Source organism: Brevibacillus sp. LEMMJ03 (genome assembly GCF_007197875.1).
GTDB classification, from domain to species: domain Bacteria; phylum Bacillota; class Bacilli; order Brevibacillales; family Brevibacillaceae; genus Brevibacillus; species Brevibacillus thermoruber.
Window position 1 is genome coordinate 144,645 of sequence record NZ_VKJN01000005.1, and the last position, 20,513, is coordinate 165,157.

The window sequence follows — 20,513 nt, forward strand, 5'->3', positions numbered from 1 at the left end:
TCATACGCTCTTTTCCGTCCATTTTTTTACCGCTTTCAATTCCTTCATCAGGGAGCCCCGTCCGAAGGTGTCGTGAAGCTCCTTGTACAGCCGGTAGAGCCGGTCGTACGTCTGACGCGCCTGTTCATCCGGCCGGTAGACGACGGAGTGGCCGTCTTTCATCCGGCTGGCCGCTTCCATGATCGAATCGTATCCGCCGGCTTTTGCCCCCGCGGCAACCGCGCCGAACATGGCGGCGCCCAGCGCGGAAGCATTGGGACTCGAAACCGCTTCCACCTGTTTGCCCGTCACGTTGGCGAAAATCTGCATCAGCAGGCGGTTGTTGACGGACAAGCCGCCGCAGGCGTACAGCTTGCGGATGGGGAGGCCGCCGTCTTCAAACGCTTCGATGATGGTGCGCGTGCCGAACGCCAGGCTTTCCATCAGGGCGAGGTAGATCTCTTCCGGCTTCGTCTCCAGCCGGATGCCGACGATCAGGCCGGACAGGGAGGCGTCGTTGAGCACGGAGCGGTTGCCGTTCAGCCAATCCAGCGCGATGAGACCGCTCTCTCCCGGCTTGATCGCCCTCGCTTTCTCTTCCAGCAGGGCGTACAGGGACATGCCCCGCTGTTCCGCTTCCTGGTGATAAGCGGCCGGCACGCCGCTGCGGACGAACCAGGCCAGCGTATCGCCCCCGGCCGCCTGCCCCGCTTCGTATCCGTACAGTCCGGGGAGAATCCCGTCTTCCACCACGCCGTTTACTCCCGGGATAAACAGCTCCTCTTCCGCCATCACCATGTGGCAGATGGACGTGCCCATCACCATCAGCATCTGGCCGGGTTCGACGATCCCCGCCCCGGGCACGCTCGCATGGGCGTCGATCGTGGCGACGGCGACAGCCACCTGTTCCGTCAGGCCCAGCCGGCGGGCCATCTCTTCCGTCAGACGGCCGGCGTACGTGCCGACCGGGTAGATCGGGGTGGCGATCTTGTCGCGGACAAAATGCTCCATGTCCGGATGAAGGGCTTTCAAAAAATCGGACGACGGGTAGCCGTTCCGTTTGTTCCAGGTTTCCTTGTACCCCGCCGCGCAGGAGTTGCGCTTCAATTCGCCCGTCAACTGCAGGACGATCCAGTCGCCCGCCTCCACGAAGCGGTCAGCCGCATGGTAGACCTCGGGGGCTTCGCGCAGGATCTGCAGCACTTTGGGCAGAAGCCACTCGGACGAGAGGGAGCCGCCGTAATAGCGGAGAAACGCTTCTCCTCGCGCCCGCGCCAGCTCGGTGATCTCGTTCGCTTCCGGTTCCGCGGCGTGGTGCTTCCACAGCTTCACCCAACTGTGCGGGTTGCCGCGAAAGGCGGGATCGGCGCAGAGCGGTTCCCCGTCGGCGCGGATCGGCAGAATCGTGCAGGCGGTAAAGTCCACCCCGATGCCGATCACCTGCTCCGGTCTGGCCCCGGCCTCGTTCATGCAGGCGCGGATCGTATCCACCAGCGCATCCAGGTAATCCTGAGGATCCTGCAGCGCCCATTCGCTGTTCAGCCGAACCGACGTGCCCGGCAGCGTCTCCACGATCACGCCGTGGGCGTACGGTTTGGTTGCAATCGCTTTCACTTCTCCGTTTGCTGCATCCACTAGAACGGCGCGAGCCGATTCCGTTCCAAAATCAACTCCAAACACCAGCTTGTCGTGCATCTCGGCTCCTCCTGAATCGATTGATGCTTTGTTTGCCCCACATATTATCCGCATTTTTCTGCTTTTTCAATATTCCGAAACCAACAAAAGAGAAACAATTCCACATGTTTTTGCGGGATTGTTTCTCTTTTCCAGTTGAAAATGTTTGGTTGGAAAACAGAAAAGAACCCACCTGTTACGACTGGGCGAGTTGTATATTCAAACCCTCTGCTTTGAAAGCGGACAACTGGTTGAGCGGCAGCCCGTGATCCGTGATGATCTGGTCCACCTTGTCCAGGGAGAGCAGGTTGGTCAGCGACTTCTGCCCGAACTTCGTGTGGTCGGCCAGCAGGATCAAGCGGTCGGAGATGGAGATGAACTTCTGTTTGACCTGTGCTTCCATCTCGTTGTTCTCGTAAATGCCGTGTTCCAGATGAACCCCGTGGCAGGAGAAGAAGAACTTGTCCACGTGGTAGCCTTCGATGGACTTTTCCGTCATCGTGCCGAAAAACGAGGTACAGTCCTTGTTCAGATAGCCGCCGACGGTGATGACCTTTACCTTGTCCTGACGGAGAAACTCCAGGGTGACGGCGATGGAATTGGTGATCACGGTGATCTCCCGCTCGCCCAGGAGCCGGGCCAACTGAAAGGAGACGTCGCTGGAGTCGAGGGCGATGATGTCCCCGTCCTGGATGCCTTTGGCCGCTTCCTTGGCGATCTCCCGCTTCGCTTCCAGATGGGCGACTTCGCGCTGGATGAGCGGCGACGCTTCTTTTTCCTTCCGGTTCAACACCGCGCCGCCGTGCGTGCGGTGAATCAATCCCTGTTTTTCCATCGCCTCCAGATCGCGGCGTATCGTCTCTTTCGTCACCTGAAACTGCCTGCTCAAGTTGGAGACGTAGACGTGTCCCTTCTGTTCCAGCAGTTCGAGAATCTCCTGCTGCCTTTTTGAAGCCAACATGACACGCAGTTCCTCCTTTTGTTTCACTTGTCAACCGTTTGATTTGCAACAAAAATCAATCGATTTTTATTGCTTTCTTTTGTTATTTTACTCCCACTATTTTGGCATATCAACATCCGTTCGTTTCTTCCGCTTGCCACAACGGACACGAATGCTTTTGTTTTTTACGAGTACAAACACCTCCCGCCTGGCCGGGGCATGGCAACGGATGCCGCGGGCAGACGGGAGGTGTCGTCAGATCAGCACGGATATTTGCTTGACCATATGGTCGTACAGGTGGCCGCTTACCAGAAGCGTGCCGTCCGGCCGATAGCCGATCGATTCGTACAGCTTGCGCGCCTGGGGGTTTTCCTGGTCCACGAGCAGCGCAATCCGCTCGTGTCCGCGCGCGCGAGCCTCTGCTTCAAAACGGGCCAGCAGCCGTCTGCCGATGCCTTTGCCGCGCTGGTCGGCGCTGACCGCCAGTGTGTCCAGGTAAAACTCATCGGACCGGGCTTCCTTTACAATGACCGGAGCGATGCCCGTCAAGCGGGCCAACCGCTGAACAAACGGACGGTCCAGCTCTTCGGTCCGGCTGCCGTGGTAGAACAGTGCCAGTCCGACGGGTTCTCCCCCCACTTCGGCCACGACCGCATTCTCGTAGCTGAGTCGGTTCCCCTCCATCCGAAAAAACGCCTCGATGACGCGAATGGCCTCGTCCGCTTCCACAGCGCCGGTCAGCGTGTGGGCAATGCTGCCAATCGCTTCGTAAATCAGCGGCGCGACGCATGCCGCGTCTGCCGGTGTCGCTTTGCGTATCATGCTGGTTCGCCTGTTCCCTCCCCGTCCCTAGTGCGATCTGTTCTATTTTGGCACAGCGGGACGGGGGTGTCGAGGTTCTCCGGCCTTTTGCCACAAAACCGTGACATGTGGCATCCGCATGGGAACGTCCGCCGCCGGGAAGAGGTCCCGAGCGGCGATCGATGCCTTTCACCGGGATTCGGCTCGTCCGCCGCTGGCAAAGGCGCATCACGGCCGGCGAGCGGCGGCTATCCGAGCATTTTTTCGATGCTCAACTGACGGTGGCAGCGAAGGTCGACGAACTGGCCCTGCCGGCGAACCAGCGGACGCATCGGCTCATCCCGGTGAATCAGGATCACTTCCACCTCCTCGCCGCTGTTGAGACGCGCCTTGGCTCCCACGTAAAGCTGGGCGATGTAATGGACGAACAGGGAGACGATTTCGATGTTGAGCAGCCCGTCGCACGCCGCCTTCCACAGCACGCGGGCCGCTTCAAACGGCGACGTCCGCTGCTTGTAGACGCGATCGGAGCAGATCGCGTCAAACATGTCGGCAACCGCCACCACCTGACACTCCAGCGGAATCTGCTCATCCTTCCGCCCTTCCGGATAGCCGGAGCCGTCCAGCCGCTCGTGGTGCAGCAGGGCACAAATGGCGAGCGTCTCATGGCCGCCCTCCATCTGCTGCAGAATCTCGTACCCGTACACGGTGTGCCGCTTCATTTCCGCAAACTCCTCGTCCGTCAGCCTGCCGGGTTTGAGCAGGATCTCCCGGGGCACGCGCGTTTTGCCGATATCGTGCAGAAATCCGGCCGCTCCCATCAACCATACGCGCTCCTCGTCCCATTTCAGCAAGCGGGCGATTAGCGTGCAGAGAATCCCCACGTTGAGCGAGTGGCGATACGTGTAGCTGTCCGCCCCTTCCAGCACGTACAGGGACCGGAACAGCCCGAGCCGCTCCTCCGTCCGCTCCGCCAGCGCGTGAAACGCTTGGCAGAACTCGTGCAGGCTCGGCACCTGTCCAAGGTCCACGCGCTCAAACAGCCGCCTCGTCTGTTCCATCGCATCCAGGTAGCAGAACGCGCTCTCCCGGTCCCCTCCCTTGTCCAGCAGTTGGGCGGAAATCTTTTCGCCATTCCCCTCCGACAGGTCGTCTGCGATGCTGACGCGCGTGATGCGCTGGTTGCGCAGCGCGTTGACGTGGGCGGCTGTCAGCACGGTGCGCCGGGGCAGAAGCAGCACACCGGCATCCGAGTAGAGATCCTCGGCCAGCACCTTGCCGACCAGCGCGGGATTTACAAAAGCCATTGGCATAGCATCAAACCTTTCCTTCTATTCATATTTTTTCTAAATTATAGAAAAGAAATACTTTTGCTGACAACCTTTTTTCGACAATTGTCGCACGACAAACGTCACGGATCACTTTGGCGCGCCGCTGCATAGGATAAAAGGCAGCCCTGTGGAGGTTGAGTCAAGGAGGTAGACAAGGCCATGACCTCGTTGTATATCACGCCCAAGGCGTGGAAGCAGATCGAACAATCCGTCAGAAAAAACCCCTCCCTGGAGACGGGAGGGGTATTGATGGGATACGCGTTGAATGATGAAGAGTGGCTGGTTACCTACGCCAGCGGTCCCGGTCCCAATGCCGTTCGCCATCCCAACGCCATCCTGTTTGACGACGACCACCTGCGCAGGCTGGTGCGCAAATTGAGCCGACGGCAGCGCTGGCAGTACATCGGGGATTGGCACAGCCACACGATCAAAAGGCTGTCGCCCAGCAAGGGAGACCGCCGCACGATTTGGGCGAAGGCGAGTCAGTCCCTCTACATGTCCTCTTCGCCGATCATGCTGATTGTCGGTCTCAACAGACAAGACAAGGTGCAGGCTCGCGCCTTTATTCTTGAGAACTCCCTGCGCGAAGTGGGGAAGATTGACCTGGCCACTCGGCAATCGCTTCGACAGCGCGGCGGAAAATCTCCATAGCCCGGGTTGTCTCCCCGGCCGGCTGGTGTGCCGCCACGACGGCAATGGCGTACCGGGGGGTGTCGACCGGCGTGTAGCCGACAAACCAGAGGTGGTTGCTGCCGTCGCCGGCCCCCGTCTGCGCGGTGCCGCTTTTGCCCGCGACCGGCCACGGCGCCTGCAGGAGCATCCGGCCGGTTCCTTCGGTTACGACGAGGCGCAGCAGGCGCCTCATTTTTTTGGCCGTCACATAGTCGATCCCCGACTCCGGCAGCCGGTGTTCCGGAAAGCGGTAAAACGTCTGGCCGTTTCGATACGCGATCTCGCTCACCAACCGCACCTGGCCGGGCTGCCCCCCGCGCAGGATGGTCACCATCAGATTGGCGGCCTGCAGCGGCGTGACGCGAACGTCCCGCTGGCCGATCGCCGTCTGGATCAAGACGCCTTCATCCTGGCGGGAAACCTGCTCGGCGAACACCCGTCCCTGCTCCTCGCCGTCCACCTGCCGGAAGCCGTCCAGTTTGAACAGGTGCGGCGTGACGTATCCCACCGGAGAGGACAAGCCCAGACGGCGGGCATACGCCTCCAGCTTGTCCCCGCCGATCCGTTTGGCGATTTCGGCAAAGGTGATGTTGCAGGACTGGGCAAACGCCTCTTCCATCGTCAGCGCGCCGTGACCGTCCCGCTTCCAGCAGGAAAAGCCGTATTTGCCGTAATCGCCGCGGCAGACGAACCGCTCGGTGGGGGAAACCAGCCCCTCCGCCAGGGCGGCCGCGGCCACGACCGTCTTGAAGACGGAACCGGGGGTGATTTGCTTGACGGCGCGGTTTCGCCACGCCCCCTGCTGCACGTCCACTTTCGTCTGGTCGTACTGCGGGCGGCTGACCATCGCCAGGACGTCTGCATGGGTCGCGTCCAACACGACGATCGCCCCTTCCCGCAGGCCGGCGCTGTCCGCCACCCGCTCCAGGCGCCGCTGCAGGTCGGCGTCCAGCGTGGTGACGAGAGACAGCGGGTAGTACTGGTTCTCCTGCCGCGTGTAGCGGATGTCCAGCCCCTTGAGCGGCTTTCCCTCGCCATCCACGTAGTAGGAGAGCACGGACGGCTCCACTCCCTGCAAGAACCGGTCGAAGCTGCGCTCCAAGCCGGACGCCCCTACCGTGCTGTCCGCGTTCATCTTCCCTTCCGCCCACTCGTCCGGATACAGCGTGCGGACCAGTTCGGGATTGCGGTGGATGTAGCCGATCACGTGCTTGGCCACCTCGTCCGCGCGGTAGCGCTCCGTCACTTTCAGGGCGACGACGCCGGGGATCCCCAGCGCGTTTACCTGATCCGCCTGCCGCTCGCTCAGGGGGACCAGCCTGCCGTCCGTCTGTCTCAGCATGAGCGGGGCTTTCGCTTTGGTCATCACGTCTTCGAGCATCGTTTCCGGCACGCGCACGATCTCCGCCAGCCGTCTCCATCCGCCGTTTTCCTGCAGGCTGCCCCGCGCCAGGGGGAACAGGAGCAGGGCGAGCTGTTCCTCCCCCGTAAAGGGGTAGCCGTTTCGGTCGAGGATGTCGCCCCGGCCGCTGTGCAGCACGATGCTCTGCTGCCGCTGCTTGACCGCATTTTTCACCAAATCGACACCGTGCCTGGAGAAGCGGTGCGATGCCCACAGTTGAATCCACCAGAGGCGGACCAACAGCCCGGCCCACACCAGCGTCATGAACAACAGCACGAGAAAGTGGCGCCGTTTCACCCGGCGTTCCAGGTCCATGCCGCATTCCTCCCGCCTTTTTTTTCCAGTATTGCCGGTACGGGCGGCGGGAAAACCCGATCTGGCCCAACATGCGCACAGGCATGAAAAAAAGCGCGCCGCTTTCGGACGGCGCGCTCGCGTGTGGTTTCGGATATTCACGTGTGAGGGGATGTCCCCGTGCCGGTCGCGCTGCCCGGGGCATGGAATCGGCCCTACAAGACAGCGGCCCTCTTGTCCCGGGCTCGGCTGACGTCCCTACGCGTTGGAAAGCTGCTGTTTCTCCAGCAGGATGTTGCGGATCTTGGTCGACAGAAGATCGAGCGCCACCCGGTTGTAGCCGCCTTCCGGGATGATCACGTCGGCGTACCGCTTGGTCGGCTCGATAAACTGCAGGTGCATCGGCCTTACGACGTTGAGGTACTGGTTGACCACCGATTCGAGCGAACGGCCGCGCTCTTCGATGTCGCGCATGATCCGCCGGACGATCCGCACGTCGGCGTCGGTGTCCACAAACACCTTGATGTCCATCATGTCGCGAATGCGGGGATCTTCCAGGATCAGCATGCCTTCCAGAATGATCACGTCTTTCGGCTCCACCAGCACCGTTTCCCGCTTCCGGTTGTGCACCTTGAAGTCGTAAATCGGCTTCTGGATCGGCCGGCGCTGCATCAGCTCCTGCAGGTGAAACAGCAGCAGATCATTGTCAAACGCAAACGGGTGGTCGTAGTTGGTCATCGAGCGCTCTTCCAGACTGAGGTGGCTCTGGTCCTTGTAGTACGAATCCTGCTCAATCATGGCGACGCTGTCGTTTTGAAACTGGCGAAACAGTTCGCGCGCCACGGTAGTTTTGCCGGAGCCGCTGCCCCCGGCGACCCCAATCAATACGGGGTGACCCATGCTCCATGTCTCCTTCCTCTTGCTGCTCCCTGGCCTTACAGCCGGGGCCCGTTCTCTGATGTGCACTCAATCGGCTGTCCGCTTCAGGCTGACGGCCAGGCCGTCGCCCACCGGAACAAACGTGGTTTCCAGTTGGGGATGCTGCGCCAGGTAGGCGTTGAACTGCCGCAGCTTGTCCACCAGCGGCCGCTGCCGTTTCCCCGCTTCTTCCGGCGCCGCCACCAGCCCGCGAAACAGGACGTTGTCGGACAGCACCAGTCCCCCCTCGCGCAGCAGCGGCAGGTAGAGATCGAGAAACGTGCGGTACTGTCCTTTGGCGGCGTCGATAAACAGACAGTCGAACCGGTACGTGTCCGGCAGACCGAGCGTGGCGTCTCTGGCGAGGATCTCGATCCGCGCCGACAACCCGGCTTCCGCGATGTTGGCACGTGCCCGCTCCAGACGCTGCTCGTCGATGTCCATCGTGACGATGCGGGCTTCCGGTGCCGCCTCCGCCATCCAGATGGTCGAATAGCCGATGGCGGTCCCCACTTCCAGAATTGACTTCGGCCGGTGAAGCTGGAGCAGCGTCCGCATCACCTGCGCTGTCGGCAGTTGGACGATGGGAATGCCCTCTTCCGCCGCTTCCCGCTCCAATCGCGCCAGCAGCGGTGAACGCGGCAGGATCAGCCCCGTCACATAAGCATCAATCGCCGGATTGGTTATCATCACATCACGCCCCCTTACCTAGCAACCGCATCATTATAGCATACCCGCGGGCAAAAAACAGAGGAAACCGCGTCAGTTCCCTCTGCTTTTCGCATCGTTGGCCTCGTGCTCCGCCAGCGTGCGGGAGAAGTAGTGCTCGGACGAACCGTCCTTTTTGGTCACGTAAAAGAAATAATCGTGTTGGGCCGGATGGACGGCGGCGGCCAGCGACGCCCTGCCGGGGTTGGCGATCGGCCCGGGCGGCAGTCCCGGATGCATGTACGTGTTGTACGGACTGTTTACCTTCAGATCGTCGTACGTCAGCCGGTCGCGCTGCTTGCCGAGAACAAACTGGACGGTGGCGTCCGCCTGCAGGAGCCACCCTTCGCGCAGGCGGTTGTAGTAGACGCCGGCCACGATCGGCCGCTCCTTGTCCACCACGACCTCCCGCTCCACGATGGACGCCAGGCGGACCGCCTCGTCCATCGTCATGCCCCGCTGTTTCAGCGTTTCCGTCCACTCCGGCTGCCATTCCTTTTGGAACTGGGCGAGCATCTTCGCGATGATCTCGTGCGCGCTGGCCCCCTTTTTCACTTCGTACGTCTCGGGAAACAGGTAGCCCTCCAAGCGGTATTTGCGCCCTTCCGTTTTCGGAATGGCCGCGACAAACGGAAACTCCGGAAAGCTCCCCTGATTGACTTCCCGCAAAAATGCCGCTTTGTCGGCCAGCCCTTTTTGCGCCAAATGATCGGCGATCTGCTCCACGTTCCAGCCCTCCGGCACGGTGAAGCGCACGGTGTCCACCACGGTCTTGCCCTCCGCCATGGTTTGCAGGATCTCATCGACGGTGGCGCCCGTCTGGAACTGGTAGGTCCCGGCCTGCAGGCGGGAGCCGATCCCCTGGTACATGGCATAGTAGGCAAACAGGTCGGCGCTGCGAATCAGCCCCTGCTCTTCCAGCAGACGGCCGATCTCCCGCACCGACGAACCGGACGGAATGCTTACCTTTTTGACGGTGTGCTCGCCATTCGGCGGCTGCAGCCCTTGATAGACGTAACATGCCGCTCCTCCCGCCGCGATCAGCAGACAGAACAGCGCGACCCCCAACCGAAAAAAGCGGCCCCGCCTGCGCCGCTGCGGCGGCGGCCATTCGGCGCTGCGATCTTGTTTCAGTGACAGTAGATTCACGACAGAGTCCTCCTTTTTTCGCGGTGCCTCTCTGCCGACCCATTGATTTCGACACGCGGCACCCGGGACCCCAAAGAGGGCTCGTCCCTGCATCTTTTCCATTATACCCAAGGCCTGTCCCGCTGTCACCAGCGCGCCCCCCATGCAGTTTTTGGGCACTTCGGGAGGAATTCGTGTCATAAAATGGAAAATGATAGAGGATGGGAATTGTGTGCAGGGAGGGTCGAAATGAAGCGAATGCTGCTCGTCGCGGAGTGGGGGAATACCGCTTTGAGACGCGATCGGCTGACATCAAAGCCATCCGCATTCACCAGGAACGCTATGGCGAGTCATTCTCGTTTACGGTGCCGCTCGCAAAGGGAGGGACGCCGTGATGCGCGGACGCCGGAACCGGTTCATCCGCTGGCTGATTATCGCCGCTTCCCTGGCGTTGTTGTTTTCCGCCTGCTACCCTGACCCGTGGACGCCCGAGGGAGCCGTCAGCGAAACGCTGAGAGGCATGTCCATCCCCGCCGATACGGTCCGGGCGGTCTCCGTCATCGACACCGGAGGACTGTACTCCGTCCTGTTTTATGACGAACAACACCGGATCTACCATCATTTTTTCATGGACCGCCCGTTTGGCTTCCTCTGGAGAAACCGGGGCGGCGGCGCTGTACGCCTATGACCGCAGCGGCACGCTTCTCTACCGTCTGGACAGCGACCATCCGGTAATCAGGCGGCACGCAGGCGGAGAGTGAATACACGCCAAGAAAACGAGAGGGCCGCATCGCCCTCTCGTTGGTCTTACAGCTCTTCTTTTTCCAGGTCGGCAATCAGGGTCTCGAACGTCGCCTCCACCTGTTCCCACTCCGCGTCGTCCTCGATCGGCTGGAGCATGTCGGTGCCGTCGTAGCGCAGGAAGTGAACCTCGTACTCCTCCTCTTCTTCCTGATCGACGGGAACCAGTACCAGATACGTGCGGTCTTCGATGTCAAAAATGTACATGATGCGGAAATCACGCGGGTTCTCGTCGCCTTCTTCCGTCAGCGCGATCACATCCCCGACTTCAAACTCCTCAAACAATTCCTCGCTCATCTCGGTCACCTCGATTTTGCGTCCAAGTAACCCTGCAGGATTAACGTGGCCGCCATTTTGTCAATCACGTTTTTGCGTTTTTGCCGGCTGACATCGGCTGCGATCAGCATCCGCTCGGCGGCCATGGTGGTCAGCCGTTCGTCCCAGAGACGGACGGGCAGTCCCGTCCGGTCTTCGAGCAAACGGGCAAACGCCTGGCAGCTTTCCCCGCGCGGTCCGATGGTTCCGTTCATATTTTTGGGCAGGCCCACGACAATTTCGCCGACCTGGTAATGCGCAATCCATTCTTCCAAGCGGGCGAGATCCTTTTCCTTTGACTGGCGCCTGATCGTCTCCACCCCTTGGGCGGTCCAGCCCAGTTCATCGCTGACGGCCACGCCGATGGTCTTCTCGCCCACATCCAATCCCAGAATCCGTGCCATCGCCTGCACGCACCTACTTGCGTTCTTCCGACAAGTAGACGGTTACCAGCTCTTCGATGATTCTGTCCCGCTCAATTTTGCCGATCAGGCTGCGCGCATTGTTGTGGCGGGGAATGAACGCCGGATCACCGGAAAGCAGGTAGCCGACGATCTGCGTGATCGGGTTGTACCCTTTTTCCTGCAGGGCCTTGTAGACCTCTGTCAGCGTTTCCCGCACTTCCACCGTATTTGTTTCCTTGGGCACCGTGAACTTCATGGTATTATCCATCGAACTCACGATCAACACCTCGATTCCTCTGAGACTCTTCCGCATTTGCTCTTCCTATCAAGTGTATTCGCCTCAAGCAGCCCGATTCCTTGTCGATCGGGCACTTTTCTTGGATGGCGAAACATGGCGAGGAAAGACGGCGGCGTTACTTCGCCACCGCCTGTCCTTTCACCAGATCGTAGACCAGCTCCAGCGCTTCCTGCAGCTTGGCCGGGTCCTTGCCGCCCGCCTGGGCCATGTCGGGACGGCCTCCGCCGCCTCCGCCGCAGCGGGTCGCCACTTCCTTGATCAGTTTGCCCGCGTGGAAGCCCTGGTCCATCAGGTCCTTGGTCACGCCGGCCACCAGGTTGACCTTCTCGCCGTCCACTGCGCCGAGAACGATGACAGCCGACCCCAGCTTGTTTTTCAGTTCGTCCACCATGCCGCGCAGGTTATCCATGTCGGTCGCGGAGACGCGGGCAGCCAGCACCTTGACGCCCTCCACCTCTTTCAGCTTGTCGGTCAGCGAAGCCGCTTCGATGTTGCCCAGTTTGGCGCGCAGCGATTCGTTCTCGCGCTGCACGTCTTTCAACTGCTGCTGGAGCGCTTCGACACGGGCCGGCGCTTCCGCCAGGACCGGTGCCTTCAGCGCGTGGGCCACCTCTTTCAGCGTGCTCAACTGCTGGTTGAGGTACTGGTAGGCGCCGCGTCCCGTCACTGCTTCGATCCGGCGCGTGCCCGCCCCGATGCCGCTCTCGCTGACGATCTTGAACAGGCCGATTTCCGCCGTGTTGGACACGTGGCAGCCGCCGCACAGCTCCAGGCTGTAGTCACCCACTTTGACCACGCGGACGATCTCGCCGTACTTTTCACCGAACAGCGCCATCGCTCCCATCGCCTTCGCTTCGTCGAGGGACTTGTGGAAGATGTCCACGTTCAGGTTGGCCCACACTTTTTCGTTGACGATCGCTTCGATCCGCTCCAGTTCTTCCGGGGTGACGGCACTGATATGGGTAAAGTCAAACCGCAGGCGATCCGGCGCCACCAGCGAACCGGCCTGGTTGACGTGCGTGCCCAGCACGTCTTTGAGCGCCTGGTGCAGCAGGTGTGTGGCCGTGTGGTTTTTGGTGATGTCGAGACGGGCGTTCCGGTTTACTTCGGCGCGGACCTCGTCGCCGACGCGCAGCGTTCCCGCTTCCACGACGACGGTGTGGACGTGTTGGCCCATCGGCCCTTTTTGCACGTCGGTGACGCGCGCCTTGACGGAGTCGGAGACGAGCAGGCCCTCGTCGTTGATTTGACCGCCGCTTTCTGCGTAGAACGGGGTGCGGCTCAAGACCACCTGGACGGTCTGGCCTTCTTCCGCCTCGTCAGCCAGCCGGTTGTCGGCGATAATCGCCTCCACTTTTCCATTTGCTACCAATTCAGTATACCCAACAAATTCGCTCGTAACCGTCAAATCAGCAAGCGGGCCGCCCTGCGTCTGCATGCTGTCCACGTCCTGACGGGCGGCACGGGCGCGCTCGCGCTGTTCCTCCATCGCCCGCTCGAACCCTTCGCGGTCCACCGTCAGTCCTTGTTCGCCGGCGAAGTCTTCGGTCAGGTCCACCGGGAACCCGTAGGTGTCGTACATTTTGAAGACGTCCTGGCCGGACAGTTGGCTCTTGCCTTCCGCCTTGGCCGCCTTCACCATCTCGGCCAGAATGGCGAGGCCGTCGTTGAGCGTTTCGTGGAAGCGCTCTTCTTCGGCGCGGATCACTTTTTCAATGAAGGCGCGCTTCTCCACCACTTCCGGGTAGAAATCGCCCATCATCTTGCCGACCGTTTCCGTCAGGCGGTAGAGGAACGGCTGCTCCACGCCCAGCTTTTTGCCCATCCGCACCGCGCGGCGCAGCAAGCGGCGAATCACGTAGCCGCGCCCTTCATTGGACGGCAGCGCGCCGTCGCTGATGGCGAAGACGACGGTGCGGGCGTGGTCGGCGATCACCTTCAGCGCCACGTCCAAGTCCGGGTCCTGCTTGTAGGCGACGCCGGAGATGGCGCTGGTCGCCTCGATCAGCGGGAACAGCAGGTCCGTTTCGAAGTTGTTGTCCACTTCCTGGATAATGGACGCCATCCGCTCCAGCCCCATGCCGGTGTCGATGTTCTTTTTCGGCAGCGGCGTGTAGCTGCCGTCCGGGTTGTGGTTAAACTGCGAGAACACCAGGTTCCACACTTCCAGGAAGCGCTCGTTTTCGCCGCCCGGGTACAGTTCCGGATCGTTCGGGTCGTTGCCGAATCGCTCGCCGCGATCGTAGAAAATCTCGGAGTTGGGGCCGCAGGGGCCTTCGCCGATGTCCCAGAAGTTGGCTTCCAGACGGATGATCCGCTCTTCGGGAATGCCCACTTTTTTGTGCCAGATCTCGAACGCCTCGTCGTCTTCGGGGTGAATCGTGACCCACAGGCGCTCCGGGTCAAATCCGATCCACTCCGGGCTGGTGAGGAATTCCCACGCCCAGGTGATCGACTCTTCCTTGAAGTAGTCGCCGATGGAGAAGTTCCCCAGCATTTCGAAGAAGGTGTGGTGACGGGCCGTGCGTCCCACGTTTTCGATGTCGTTGGTGCGAATCGATTTCTGCGAGTTGGTGATCCGCGGGTTGTCCGGCACGACGCGGCCGTCAAAGTACTTTTTCAGCGGCGCCATCCCGCAGTTGATCCACAACAGCGACGGGTCGTCGTGCGGAATCAGCGGCGCGCTCGGCTCCACATGGTGTCCCTTGCTTTTGAAGAAATCGAGGTACATTTGGCGGATTTGGCTGCCAGTCAGTTTCTTCATGGAAAAATCCTCCCGTAGATGAGTGTGAAACAACGCGTACATGATCCGAAAAAGGGCTGCTCCCTCCCGGCCGGAGCGGCGGGCCTGCGCGAAAAAAAAGTCCCCATCCCCTCAGGGACGAGAACTTGTCTCGCGGTACCACCCTGCTTACAGGCAGCCTGATCACATGCGTCTGCCTGTCGCTCGCTTGCGGACGGGTAACGGTGTCAAGCCGCCGGTTTTTGCCCGGTCTTGGGAGTAGCCTTCCGCTGCACTTCTTCTGGCCGCTCTCCCAGCCTTTGGAGCGTCCTCTCTGGAGAAGGGCTGCAGCGTACTCGTTCCTTCATCGATCCATGCTCTTTTCCATTATCCGTATTATAAAATTGTTTGCCGAAGCCTGTCAACTTTCGTGCAGCATCAGGGCGATCCGGCTGATCACCACTTTGCAGACGGCCAGCACCGGAACGGCGACGATCAGGCCGATGATGCCCCCCGCCGCCTCTCCGGCCAGCAGGGCCATGATGATCAGGAGCGGGTGCAGATGAAGCGAGCGGCCGACGATGTTGGGCGAGAGAATGTTTCCCTCCAGTACCTGGATGACAGCGTTGACGGCCAGCACCATGAGCGTCATTTTCATGGAAATCGTCAGGGCTACGATCAGGGCGGGAGCGGCGCCGATGATCGGTCCGATGTAGGGGATGACGTTGGTCAGGCTGACAAACGTGGCCAGCACGAACGGATACGGCATGCCGATCAGCCAGTAGCCGACGTACGCGCAGGCGCCCACAATCAGCGCCACGATCATCTGGCCGTGTATGTAATTGCCGAGCGACTCGTTGACGTCGCGCAGGACGGCCAGCACCTGCTTGCGGTACTTCGCCGGGACGATGGACATGCCTGTACGGTGCAGGTCTTTCATGTCCTTGAGCAGGTAAAAGGCGATGAACGGGACTACCGCGTAGGCGAGCAGCTTGCCCAGCGTGTTGCGCGCGTTGTCGACCAAAAGCGTAATTGAATGGGACATCCGTTCCTGGGACTGGACAATCACCCGGTCCACCCCCAGCGAGATGCTGTCCGGCAAAAAGTACTTGTGCGCTTCCCACTCCCGCATCCACGTGTGGTACCACTCCGTCAGGCGCGGCAGATCGTCGGACAGCTCCGCGAGCTGGCTGGCGAAGATCGGGATGGCATTGACGATCCCGATGGAGATGATCAGCATGAACGCCGCGTAGATCAGCAGCACGGCCACCATGCGCGGCACCCGTCTGTTTTCCAGCGCCTGCACGATCGGATGCAGCACGTAGGCGATCAGCAGGCCGACGAGAAAGGGCATCACGATCTCCGACAGCAAGTGAAACGTTTTGGCGACCACAGGGCGCAGCAGCCAGAGCAGATTGCCGATGGCCAGCAGCACAATCGCCCAGACGGCCGCGGCAAACAGGCGGCTGCGGCGAAGTTCCTCCACCCTGCCCCCTCCTCCCTCTGATTCGTATGATTTAGCGTGTGCAAGACGCGGAAAAACATGTACGGTATTGACATGCGTGCCGCACCGGTGTACGATGGGAGTACAAACGGATATTCTCCAAAGGGGAGTAGCTTGTTACAGCAAAGTCGTCATTACGGGAGAAATCCCCGGCTTTGTTGGCAACGTAATGTTGTAAGCAAGACCTTTGCCGTGTATGGGTAAGGGTCTTTTCTGTTCACATGACCTTTACCCGTTGAGGTAAAGGTCGTTTTGTTTTCCTCCCCTTGACGCAGACTACATAACGAATGTCTGTCTGAAGGAGGACGCCGGCCTTTACGAGAAATGTCCGCAATAAAGGAGGTTGGAGAGACAAATGGACGTGTTGTTTACCCCCGCGTTTTGGTCTGGACTGTTGGCGATCATCGTGATTGATCTGGTGCTGGCGGGCGACAACGCAATCGTAATCGGGATGGCCGCGCGCAACCTGCCGGCCCATCAGCAGAAGAAGGCGATCGTCTGGGGAACGATCGGGGCGATCGTGATTCGGGCCGCCGCTACGCTGGCGGTTGTCTGGCTGCTGAAAATCCCGGGCCTGCTGCTCGTCGGCGGATTAATGCTGATCTGGATCGCCCTGAAGCTGCTGGTGCAGGACGAGGGGCATGAGACGGTGAAAGCGGGATCGAGCCTGGCCTCGGCGATCTGGACGATCATCGTCGCGGACGCCGTGATGGGACTGGACAACGTGATCGCGGTCGCAGGGGCCGCGCACGGCAGCTTCCTGCTCGTCGTGGTCGGCCTATTAATCAGCGTGCCGGTCATGGTGTGGGGCAGCACCCTGGTGTTGAAGCTGATGGATCGCTTCCCCGCCGTCATCTACATCGGGGCCGCCGTATTGGCCTACACCGCGGGCAGCATGATCACGGGCGAGAAACTGCTGGCCGGTTTCTTCGCCGCATACCCGATCCTGAAATGGATCATCATCACGGCGGTGGTCGTCGGCGTCCTGCTGATCGGCCGCATGAAGAATCAACAGCAAAAGCGCATGGCCGAACAATCGTAGCCGCAAAAAAAGAGCCCGGACGGCAGTGGACCGTTCGGGCTGTTTTCATGGACTTTTCCGCTTGCCATGTGACACCGGCTAACGGGCGACGGCACGAAGCAGCGTGCGGCTCATGTTGATCACGTTCATCACGTTGCGCAGCGAAACGGGCAAACGGTTGAAACGAAACCCAAACCGCCGTCTGCGCCGCCGCGGCGCGACCATAAACCCGATCGCTGCGATCAGACCGCTGGCGGCAATTACGCCAATCAGATTGCGTCCGGACATGCCGATGACACCTCCTCGGGTAATGGGCCGTCTGTTCACATGTTCAACGGGGCGGAAACATTCTGGTCTTCGATAAACAGGTCGTTGAGCGAATGCAGCGAGCCATCCTCTTCCACCTGGTAGACGGAAGCGATCTGGTCGCCGTCGACGCTCATCTCGATGAAGCAGTTCCAGCAGTAATACTGCGTGGTTCCAATCTTGCCGATATCTTTGGAACCGCAGTTCGGGCATATGACACGCATCACACGCTTTTCCTCCCTTTCACGCCTGGCTGCGAACCCAGTCCGGCACGATCAGGTTTTCTTCCCCGACGATGACGGAAGGTGGCGCGGACAGGCGTTTGCGCCCTTCGGTGATGTCCGCAAGCCAACCGTTCGATAATTCGTACCCTACAAGTTTCTCCCAATCCGCAGAGAAGTAAACATCTTCCAGCCTGCCCAGGAGTTCCCCGGAAGCGGTGATGACCGTTTTCCCCTTCAGCTTTGTCCTTCCCGTCAGGATGCCGGTAAGCGGCAGGTCGGCGAGACGGTCAAGGGAGGTGATGGCGTCTTTGCCCGTCACGGTAAGGCAGGATTCGCCTACCGCGTGGATGCGTTCGGAAGGAATGCAGGTGCCAGGGTGGAACCAGCCCTGTTCGCTCAGCAAGACTCCCCTTACACGCCAGGCGGAGTCGCAGAGAATGTCACGGACCGTGCCGAGCTCCTCACCCGTTTCCAGGCAGACGATCGGCAAGCCGATTACATCCAATGCCTTGCGCATGTCGGGACATCCCCCTTCCGCTTCTTTAGTATCAAGCGGAGCGGGACGATCCATGCGGAACAACTTGTTCCAAGGCTCACCCTTGCTTCAATCGCTCTTCCAGGTAGCTGTAGCGCACGCCTTCCTCGTCGGTTTCCACCGCGAGGCGAAACGCATCCGGCTCCCCGCACATGATCAAAAACGACTTGCTGCGGGTGATTCCCGTATACACCAGCTTGCGCCGCAGCATGCGGTGGTAGCTTCGGACAAACGGCATGACCACGATGGGAAACTCGCTGCCCTGCGACTTGTGCACGGAGCAGCAGTAGGCCAGTGTGAGCTGGTGATACTCCGAACGCCTGTACACCACTTCCCGGCCGTCAAAGGAAACGACCATCATCTCGGTGTTCTCTGCGTTTTCATTCGGGTAAAAAATGGCGACGATCTCCCCCATGTCGCCGTTGAACACCTGTTCCTCGGCGTTGTTGACCAACTGCAGCACCTTGTCCCCGGTGCGGAAGACGGTGTCGCCGAACGTCACCTCCCGCTTCTGTTCGGTCTTGGGGTTGAACAGTTCCTGCAGTTCTTCGTTCAGCCGGTTCACCCCGGCATTCCCCTTGTACATGGGAGCGAGGACTTGTACATCTTTGGCCGTATACCCTTTCTTTACGGCTCCGGCGCAAATTTGTTTCACCGCTTCCGCCACATCTTGTGGCGAACTTGTGAAAAATCGCCGGTCGGGGGTCGTGGCCAACAGGTCGGACGGAACCATTCCCTTGCGGACGTCGTGAGCCAGCCGGATGATCGAGGACTCCTGCGCCTGCCGGTAAATCTCGCTGAGCTGCACGCGCGGCAATAGACCCGAGCGGATCATGTCCTGCAGCACGTTGCCGGGGCCCACCGACGGAAGCTGATCCGGGTCGCCGACCAGAATCACCTGCATCTCGTCCGGCACGGCGCGAAACAGTTGATTGGCCAGCCAGACGTCCACCATCGACATCTCGTCGACGATCAACAGCCGGCCCCGGATCGGATGCTCCGCGTCGTGCTCAAAGCTCTCCCCTTTCCAGCCCAGGAGGCGGTGAATGGTCATCGCCGGCAGACCGGTCGTCTCCGACATGCGTTTGGCCGCCCGGCCGGTGGGGGCGACCAGCAGGATGGGGAAGGGATTTTCTTCGTCGTACCTTTTCAGGTCGAGCGAAATGCCGTGCAGTTGGGCAAACACGCGGCAGATCCCGCGAATCACCGTCGTTTTCCCCGTGCCGGGCCCGCCGGTCAAGAGCATCAAGCCGGATTTGATCGCCTGCTCGATCGCATCCCGCTGCGTCTGGGCGTACGTGATGCCCAGCTCTTCTTCCACCACGCCCAGCGCCCGGTAAAACTCCGAAGCGGGAAAGGCGCCAAACTCGTCCCGCTCGGCAAAGTAGCGCAGCCGCTTGGCCAGCCCGATTTCGGCGAAAAACAGCGAGGGCAGATAGACCCGGTCTTCGTCCCAAACCACTTTGCTCTCGACAAAGAGCGATTCCACGGCGAGCGTGATCTCCTCCGGCTGAAAGCGGTGTCCCCCGCACTCGTCCAGCAGGCGGAGCGTTTTGGCGCACAGCTCGTCCGCCGGCAGAAACACGTGTCCCTCGGAGTAGCAGGCTTCCTGCAGCACGTACAGGGCTGCCGCCTTGACCCTCTCCTCCGAGGAAGCGGCAATTCCCGTGGCCCGGGCGATGTCGTCCGCCCGTTTGAACCCGATGCCCTGGACATCCTCGATCAGCCGATACGGCTGTTCCGTCAGCACGGTCATGGTCTCCAGCTTGTACGTCTGATAAATCCGCAGCGCCAACTGGACGCCGATGCCGAACTCGTAGAGAAACACCATCGCCCGCTCCAGGGAGCGGTGTTCCATCACCGACTCGTAGATCTGCCTCGCGCGCGTTTCCGAGATGCCCGGCACCTCCACGAGCCGCTCCGGCTGCTCGGCGATGACCGTGAGCGCCTCTACGCCCAGATGTTCCACGATGCGTTTGGCCATGGTTTTGCCGATGCCTTGAAACAGCCCACTGGCCAGATAGCGCTCCACCCCTGCCCGGGACTTGGGCGTCTCCCGTTCATACCTTTTGACCGCGTACTGCTGCCCAAACTTCGGATGCGTCTTCCACTCGCCGTAAAACGTGTACAGCTCCTCCGAATGCGGCCGGGGGAAGTTGCCGACGACCACGACCTCCGCATCCTTCACCGGTTCTGTAGTCTCCTCCACTGTTAGACGGATGACACCGTACCATGTTTCTTCATTGTAAAAAATTTCTTGCGCGACATAGCCGCGTATGTAAGGTTCGGCAAACAAGGAAAGTGTCTGCTGCGACACCGCACACGCCTCCCGGATGGGAGAATCCCGCGGGATTCCCCCGAAACTCTTGTTCGATTATAAAATCGTTTTGCCGGATCTGACAACCGCGCCGACAGCGAACGGGTCGTCCTGCACGCCGTGTTGGCATGAAAAAAACCAGCAGCGTTCTCTTGCGCTTGCTGGTTTTTGGTTGCGTTTCCGACAATGGAACGGCGCACGCCCGTCGTCTCGGCCGCG

At 60.5% G+C, this 20,513-nt stretch carries 20 protein-coding genes; 3 read left to right on the forward strand and 17 right to left on the reverse strand.

The window, feature by feature from the left end; translation table 11 throughout:
• The 4 genes from FOI68_RS08725 to FOI68_RS08740 all read right to left on the reverse strand — a co-directional run bounded on the left by FOI68_RS08725 (nt 1) and on the right by FOI68_RS08740 (nt 4,707).
• On the reverse strand, nt 1-1,674 hold the full coding sequence (locus FOI68_RS08725) for a ribulokinase (protein ID WP_143862883.1): 1,674 nt from the start codon (nt 1,672-1,674) through the stop codon (nt 1-3).
• Between the two features lie 175 nt (nt 1,675-1,849).
• Nucleotides 1,850-2,614 (reverse strand): DeoR/GlpR family DNA-binding transcription regulator, encoded by a 765-nt coding sequence (locus FOI68_RS08730; protein ID WP_029097404.1) that lies wholly within the window; start codon nt 2,612-2,614, stop codon nt 1,850-1,852.
• A 234-nt stretch (nt 2,615-2,848) separates the two neighbouring features.
• A complete protein-coding gene (locus tag FOI68_RS08735; protein ID WP_143862884.1) occupies nt 2,849-3,415 on the reverse strand; it encodes a GNAT family N-acetyltransferase in 567 nt (188 codons plus the stop codon).
• Nucleotides 3,416-3,642: 227 nt separating this feature from the next.
• A complete protein-coding gene (locus tag FOI68_RS08740) occupies nt 3,643-4,707 on the reverse strand; it encodes an HD-GYP domain-containing protein (protein ID WP_035300185.1) in 1,065 nt (354 codons plus the stop codon).
• 177 nt (nt 4,708-4,884) lie between these two features.
• Here FOI68_RS08740 and FOI68_RS08745 point away from each other — a divergent pair, with 177 nt between their 5' ends.
• On the forward strand, nt 4,885-5,376 hold the full coding sequence (locus tag FOI68_RS08745; RefSeq protein ID WP_035300186.1) for a Mov34/MPN/PAD-1 family protein: 492 nt from the start codon (nt 4,885-4,887) through the stop codon (nt 5,374-5,376).
• Here the strand turns inward: FOI68_RS08745 and FOI68_RS08750 are convergent.
• The 4 genes from FOI68_RS08750 to mltG all read right to left on the reverse strand — a co-directional run bounded on the left by FOI68_RS08750 (nt 5,288) and on the right by mltG (nt 9,868).
• The gene (locus FOI68_RS08750; RefSeq protein WP_044897563.1) at nt 5,288-7,114 is read right to left on the reverse strand and encodes a peptidoglycan D,D-transpeptidase FtsI family protein; all 1,827 of its coding nucleotides are present in this window, start codon (nt 7,112-7,114) and stop codon (nt 5,288-5,290) included. The genes FOI68_RS08745 and FOI68_RS08750 overlap by 89 nt on opposite strands.
• A 237-nt stretch (nt 7,115-7,351) precedes the next feature.
• Nucleotides 7,352-8,053: a uridine kinase gene (gene udk / locus FOI68_RS08755; RefSeq protein ID WP_255433419.1), complete on the reverse strand. Its 702-nt coding sequence runs from the start codon at nt 8,051-8,053 to the stop codon at nt 7,352-7,354.
• Between the two features lie 6 nt (nt 8,054-8,059).
• Entirely contained in the window at nt 8,060-8,701 is a 642-nt protein-coding gene (locus tag FOI68_RS08760; RefSeq protein ID WP_143862885.1) for an O-methyltransferase, read from the reverse strand.
• Between the two features lie 72 nt (nt 8,702-8,773).
• The gene (mltG, locus tag FOI68_RS08765; RefSeq protein ID WP_231558783.1) at nt 8,774-9,868 is read right to left on the reverse strand and encodes an endolytic transglycosylase MltG; all 1,095 of its coding nucleotides are present in this window, start codon (nt 9,866-9,868) and stop codon (nt 8,774-8,776) included.
• Between the two features lie 373 nt (nt 9,869-10,241).
• Here mltG and FOI68_RS08770 point away from each other — a divergent pair, with 373 nt between their 5' ends.
• Nucleotides 10,242-10,535, forward strand: coding sequence for a hypothetical protein (locus FOI68_RS08770; RefSeq protein WP_143862886.1), 294 nt, complete (start codon nt 10,242-10,244; stop codon nt 10,533-10,535).
• Between the two features lie 119 nt (nt 10,536-10,654).
• Here the strand turns inward: FOI68_RS08770 and FOI68_RS08775 are convergent, their stop codons facing one another.
• From FOI68_RS08775 to FOI68_RS08795, 5 genes are all read right to left on the reverse strand, one after another.
• The gene (locus FOI68_RS08775; RefSeq protein ID WP_029097413.1) at nt 10,655-10,945 is read right to left on the reverse strand and encodes a DUF1292 domain-containing protein; all 291 of its coding nucleotides are present in this window, start codon (nt 10,943-10,945) and stop codon (nt 10,655-10,657) included.
• Nucleotides 10,946-10,950: 5 nt separating this feature from the next.
• Complete coding sequence (gene ruvX / locus FOI68_RS08780; protein ID WP_029097414.1) at nt 10,951-11,367, reverse strand: Holliday junction resolvase RuvX; 417 nt, start codon at nt 11,365-11,367, stop codon at nt 10,951-10,953.
• A 13-nt stretch (nt 11,368-11,380) separates the two neighbouring features.
• The gene (locus FOI68_RS08785) at nt 11,381-11,644 is read right to left on the reverse strand and encodes an IreB family regulatory phosphoprotein (protein ID WP_029097415.1); all 264 of its coding nucleotides are present in this window, start codon (nt 11,642-11,644) and stop codon (nt 11,381-11,383) included.
• 136 nt (nt 11,645-11,780) lie between these two features.
• Complete coding sequence (alaS, locus tag FOI68_RS08790) at nt 11,781-14,429, reverse strand: alanine--tRNA ligase (RefSeq protein ID WP_035300193.1); 2,649 nt, start codon at nt 14,427-14,429, stop codon at nt 11,781-11,783.
• A gap of 379 nt (nt 14,430-14,808) precedes the next feature.
• On the reverse strand, nt 14,809-15,873 hold the full coding sequence (locus FOI68_RS08795) for an AI-2E family transporter (protein ID WP_065068158.1): 1,065 nt from the start codon (nt 15,871-15,873) through the stop codon (nt 14,809-14,811).
• Between the two features lie 373 nt (nt 15,874-16,246).
• Here FOI68_RS08795 and FOI68_RS08800 point away from each other — a divergent pair, with 373 nt between their 5' ends.
• A complete protein-coding gene (locus tag FOI68_RS08800; protein WP_029097418.1) occupies nt 16,247-16,933 on the forward strand; it encodes a TerC family protein in 687 nt (228 codons plus the stop codon).
• Nucleotides 16,934-17,011: 78 nt separating this feature from the next.
• Here the strand turns inward: FOI68_RS08800 and FOI68_RS08805 are convergent, their stop codons facing one another.
• The 4 genes from FOI68_RS08805 to recD2 form a co-directional block, all read right to left on the reverse strand.
• A complete protein-coding gene (locus tag FOI68_RS08805) occupies nt 17,012-17,200 on the reverse strand; it encodes a hypothetical protein (RefSeq protein ID WP_029097419.1) in 189 nt (62 codons plus the stop codon).
• Nucleotides 17,201-17,235: 35 nt separating this feature from the next.
• The gene (locus FOI68_RS08810) at nt 17,236-17,442 is read right to left on the reverse strand and encodes a hypothetical protein (protein ID WP_029097420.1); all 207 of its coding nucleotides are present in this window, start codon (nt 17,440-17,442) and stop codon (nt 17,236-17,238) included.
• 19 nt (nt 17,443-17,461) lie between these two features.
• On the reverse strand, nt 17,462-17,959 hold the full coding sequence (locus FOI68_RS08815) for a PRC-barrel domain-containing protein (protein WP_029097421.1): 498 nt from the start codon (nt 17,957-17,959) through the stop codon (nt 17,462-17,464).
• 76 nt (nt 17,960-18,035) lie between these two features.
• The gene (gene recD2, locus FOI68_RS08820) at nt 18,036-20,294 is read right to left on the reverse strand and encodes an SF1B family DNA helicase RecD2 (RefSeq protein ID WP_143862887.1); all 2,259 of its coding nucleotides are present in this window, start codon (nt 20,292-20,294) and stop codon (nt 18,036-18,038) included.
• Nucleotides 20,295-20,513: the final 219 nt, after the last annotated feature.

What these genes read in the sequence shown, in the direction of transcription:
- FOI68_RS08740 (WP_035300185.1), bottom strand. Translation starts at nt 4,707, where the DNA reads ATGCCAATGGCTTTTGTAAATCCCGCGCTGGTCGGCAAGGTGCTGGCC.
- ruvX (WP_029097414.1), bottom strand. Translation starts at nt 11,367, where the DNA reads ATGGCACGGATTCTGGGATTGGATGTGGGCGAGAAGACCATCGGCGTG.
- FOI68_RS08815 (WP_029097421.1), bottom strand. Translation starts at nt 17,959, where the DNA reads ATGCGCAAGGCATTGGATGTAATCGGCTTGCCGATCGTCTGCCTGGAA.
- FOI68_RS08800 (WP_029097418.1), top strand. Translation starts at nt 16,247, where the DNA reads ATGGACGTGTTGTTTACCCCCGCGTTTTGGTCTGGACTGTTGGCGATC.
- FOI68_RS08750 (WP_044897563.1), bottom strand. Translation starts at nt 7,114, where the DNA reads ATGGACCTGGAACGCCGGGTGAAACGGCGCCACTTTCTCGTGCTGTTG.
- FOI68_RS08810 (WP_029097420.1), bottom strand. Translation starts at nt 17,442, where the DNA reads ATGCGTGTCATATGCCCGAACTGCGGTTCCAAAGATATCGGCAAGATT.
- FOI68_RS08760 (WP_143862885.1), bottom strand. Translation starts at nt 8,701, where the DNA reads ATGATAACCAATCCGGCGATTGATGCTTATGTGACGGGGCTGATCCTG.
- alaS (WP_035300193.1), bottom strand. Translation starts at nt 14,429, where the DNA reads ATGAAGAAACTGACTGGCAGCCAAATCCGCCAAATGTACCTCGATTTC.
- FOI68_RS08805 (WP_029097419.1), bottom strand. Translation starts at nt 17,200, where the DNA reads ATGTCCGGACGCAATCTGATTGGCGTAATTGCCGCCAGCGGTCTGATC.
- FOI68_RS08775 (WP_029097413.1), bottom strand. Translation starts at nt 10,945, where the DNA reads ATGAGCGAGGAATTGTTTGAGGAGTTTGAAGTCGGGGATGTGATCGCG.
- FOI68_RS08735 (WP_143862884.1), bottom strand. Translation starts at nt 3,415, where the DNA reads ATGATACGCAAAGCGACACCGGCAGACGCGGCATGCGTCGCGCCGCTG.
- FOI68_RS08745 (WP_035300186.1), top strand. Translation starts at nt 4,885, where the DNA reads ATGACCTCGTTGTATATCACGCCCAAGGCGTGGAAGCAGATCGAACAA.
- FOI68_RS08770 (WP_143862886.1), top strand. Translation starts at nt 10,242, where the DNA reads ATGCGCGGACGCCGGAACCGGTTCATCCGCTGGCTGATTATCGCCGCT.
- FOI68_RS08730 (WP_029097404.1), bottom strand. Translation starts at nt 2,614, where the DNA reads ATGTTGGCTTCAAAAAGGCAGCAGGAGATTCTCGAACTGCTGGAACAG.
- FOI68_RS08725 (WP_143862883.1), bottom strand. Translation starts at nt 1,674, where the DNA reads ATGCACGACAAGCTGGTGTTTGGAGTTGATTTTGGAACGGAATCGGCT.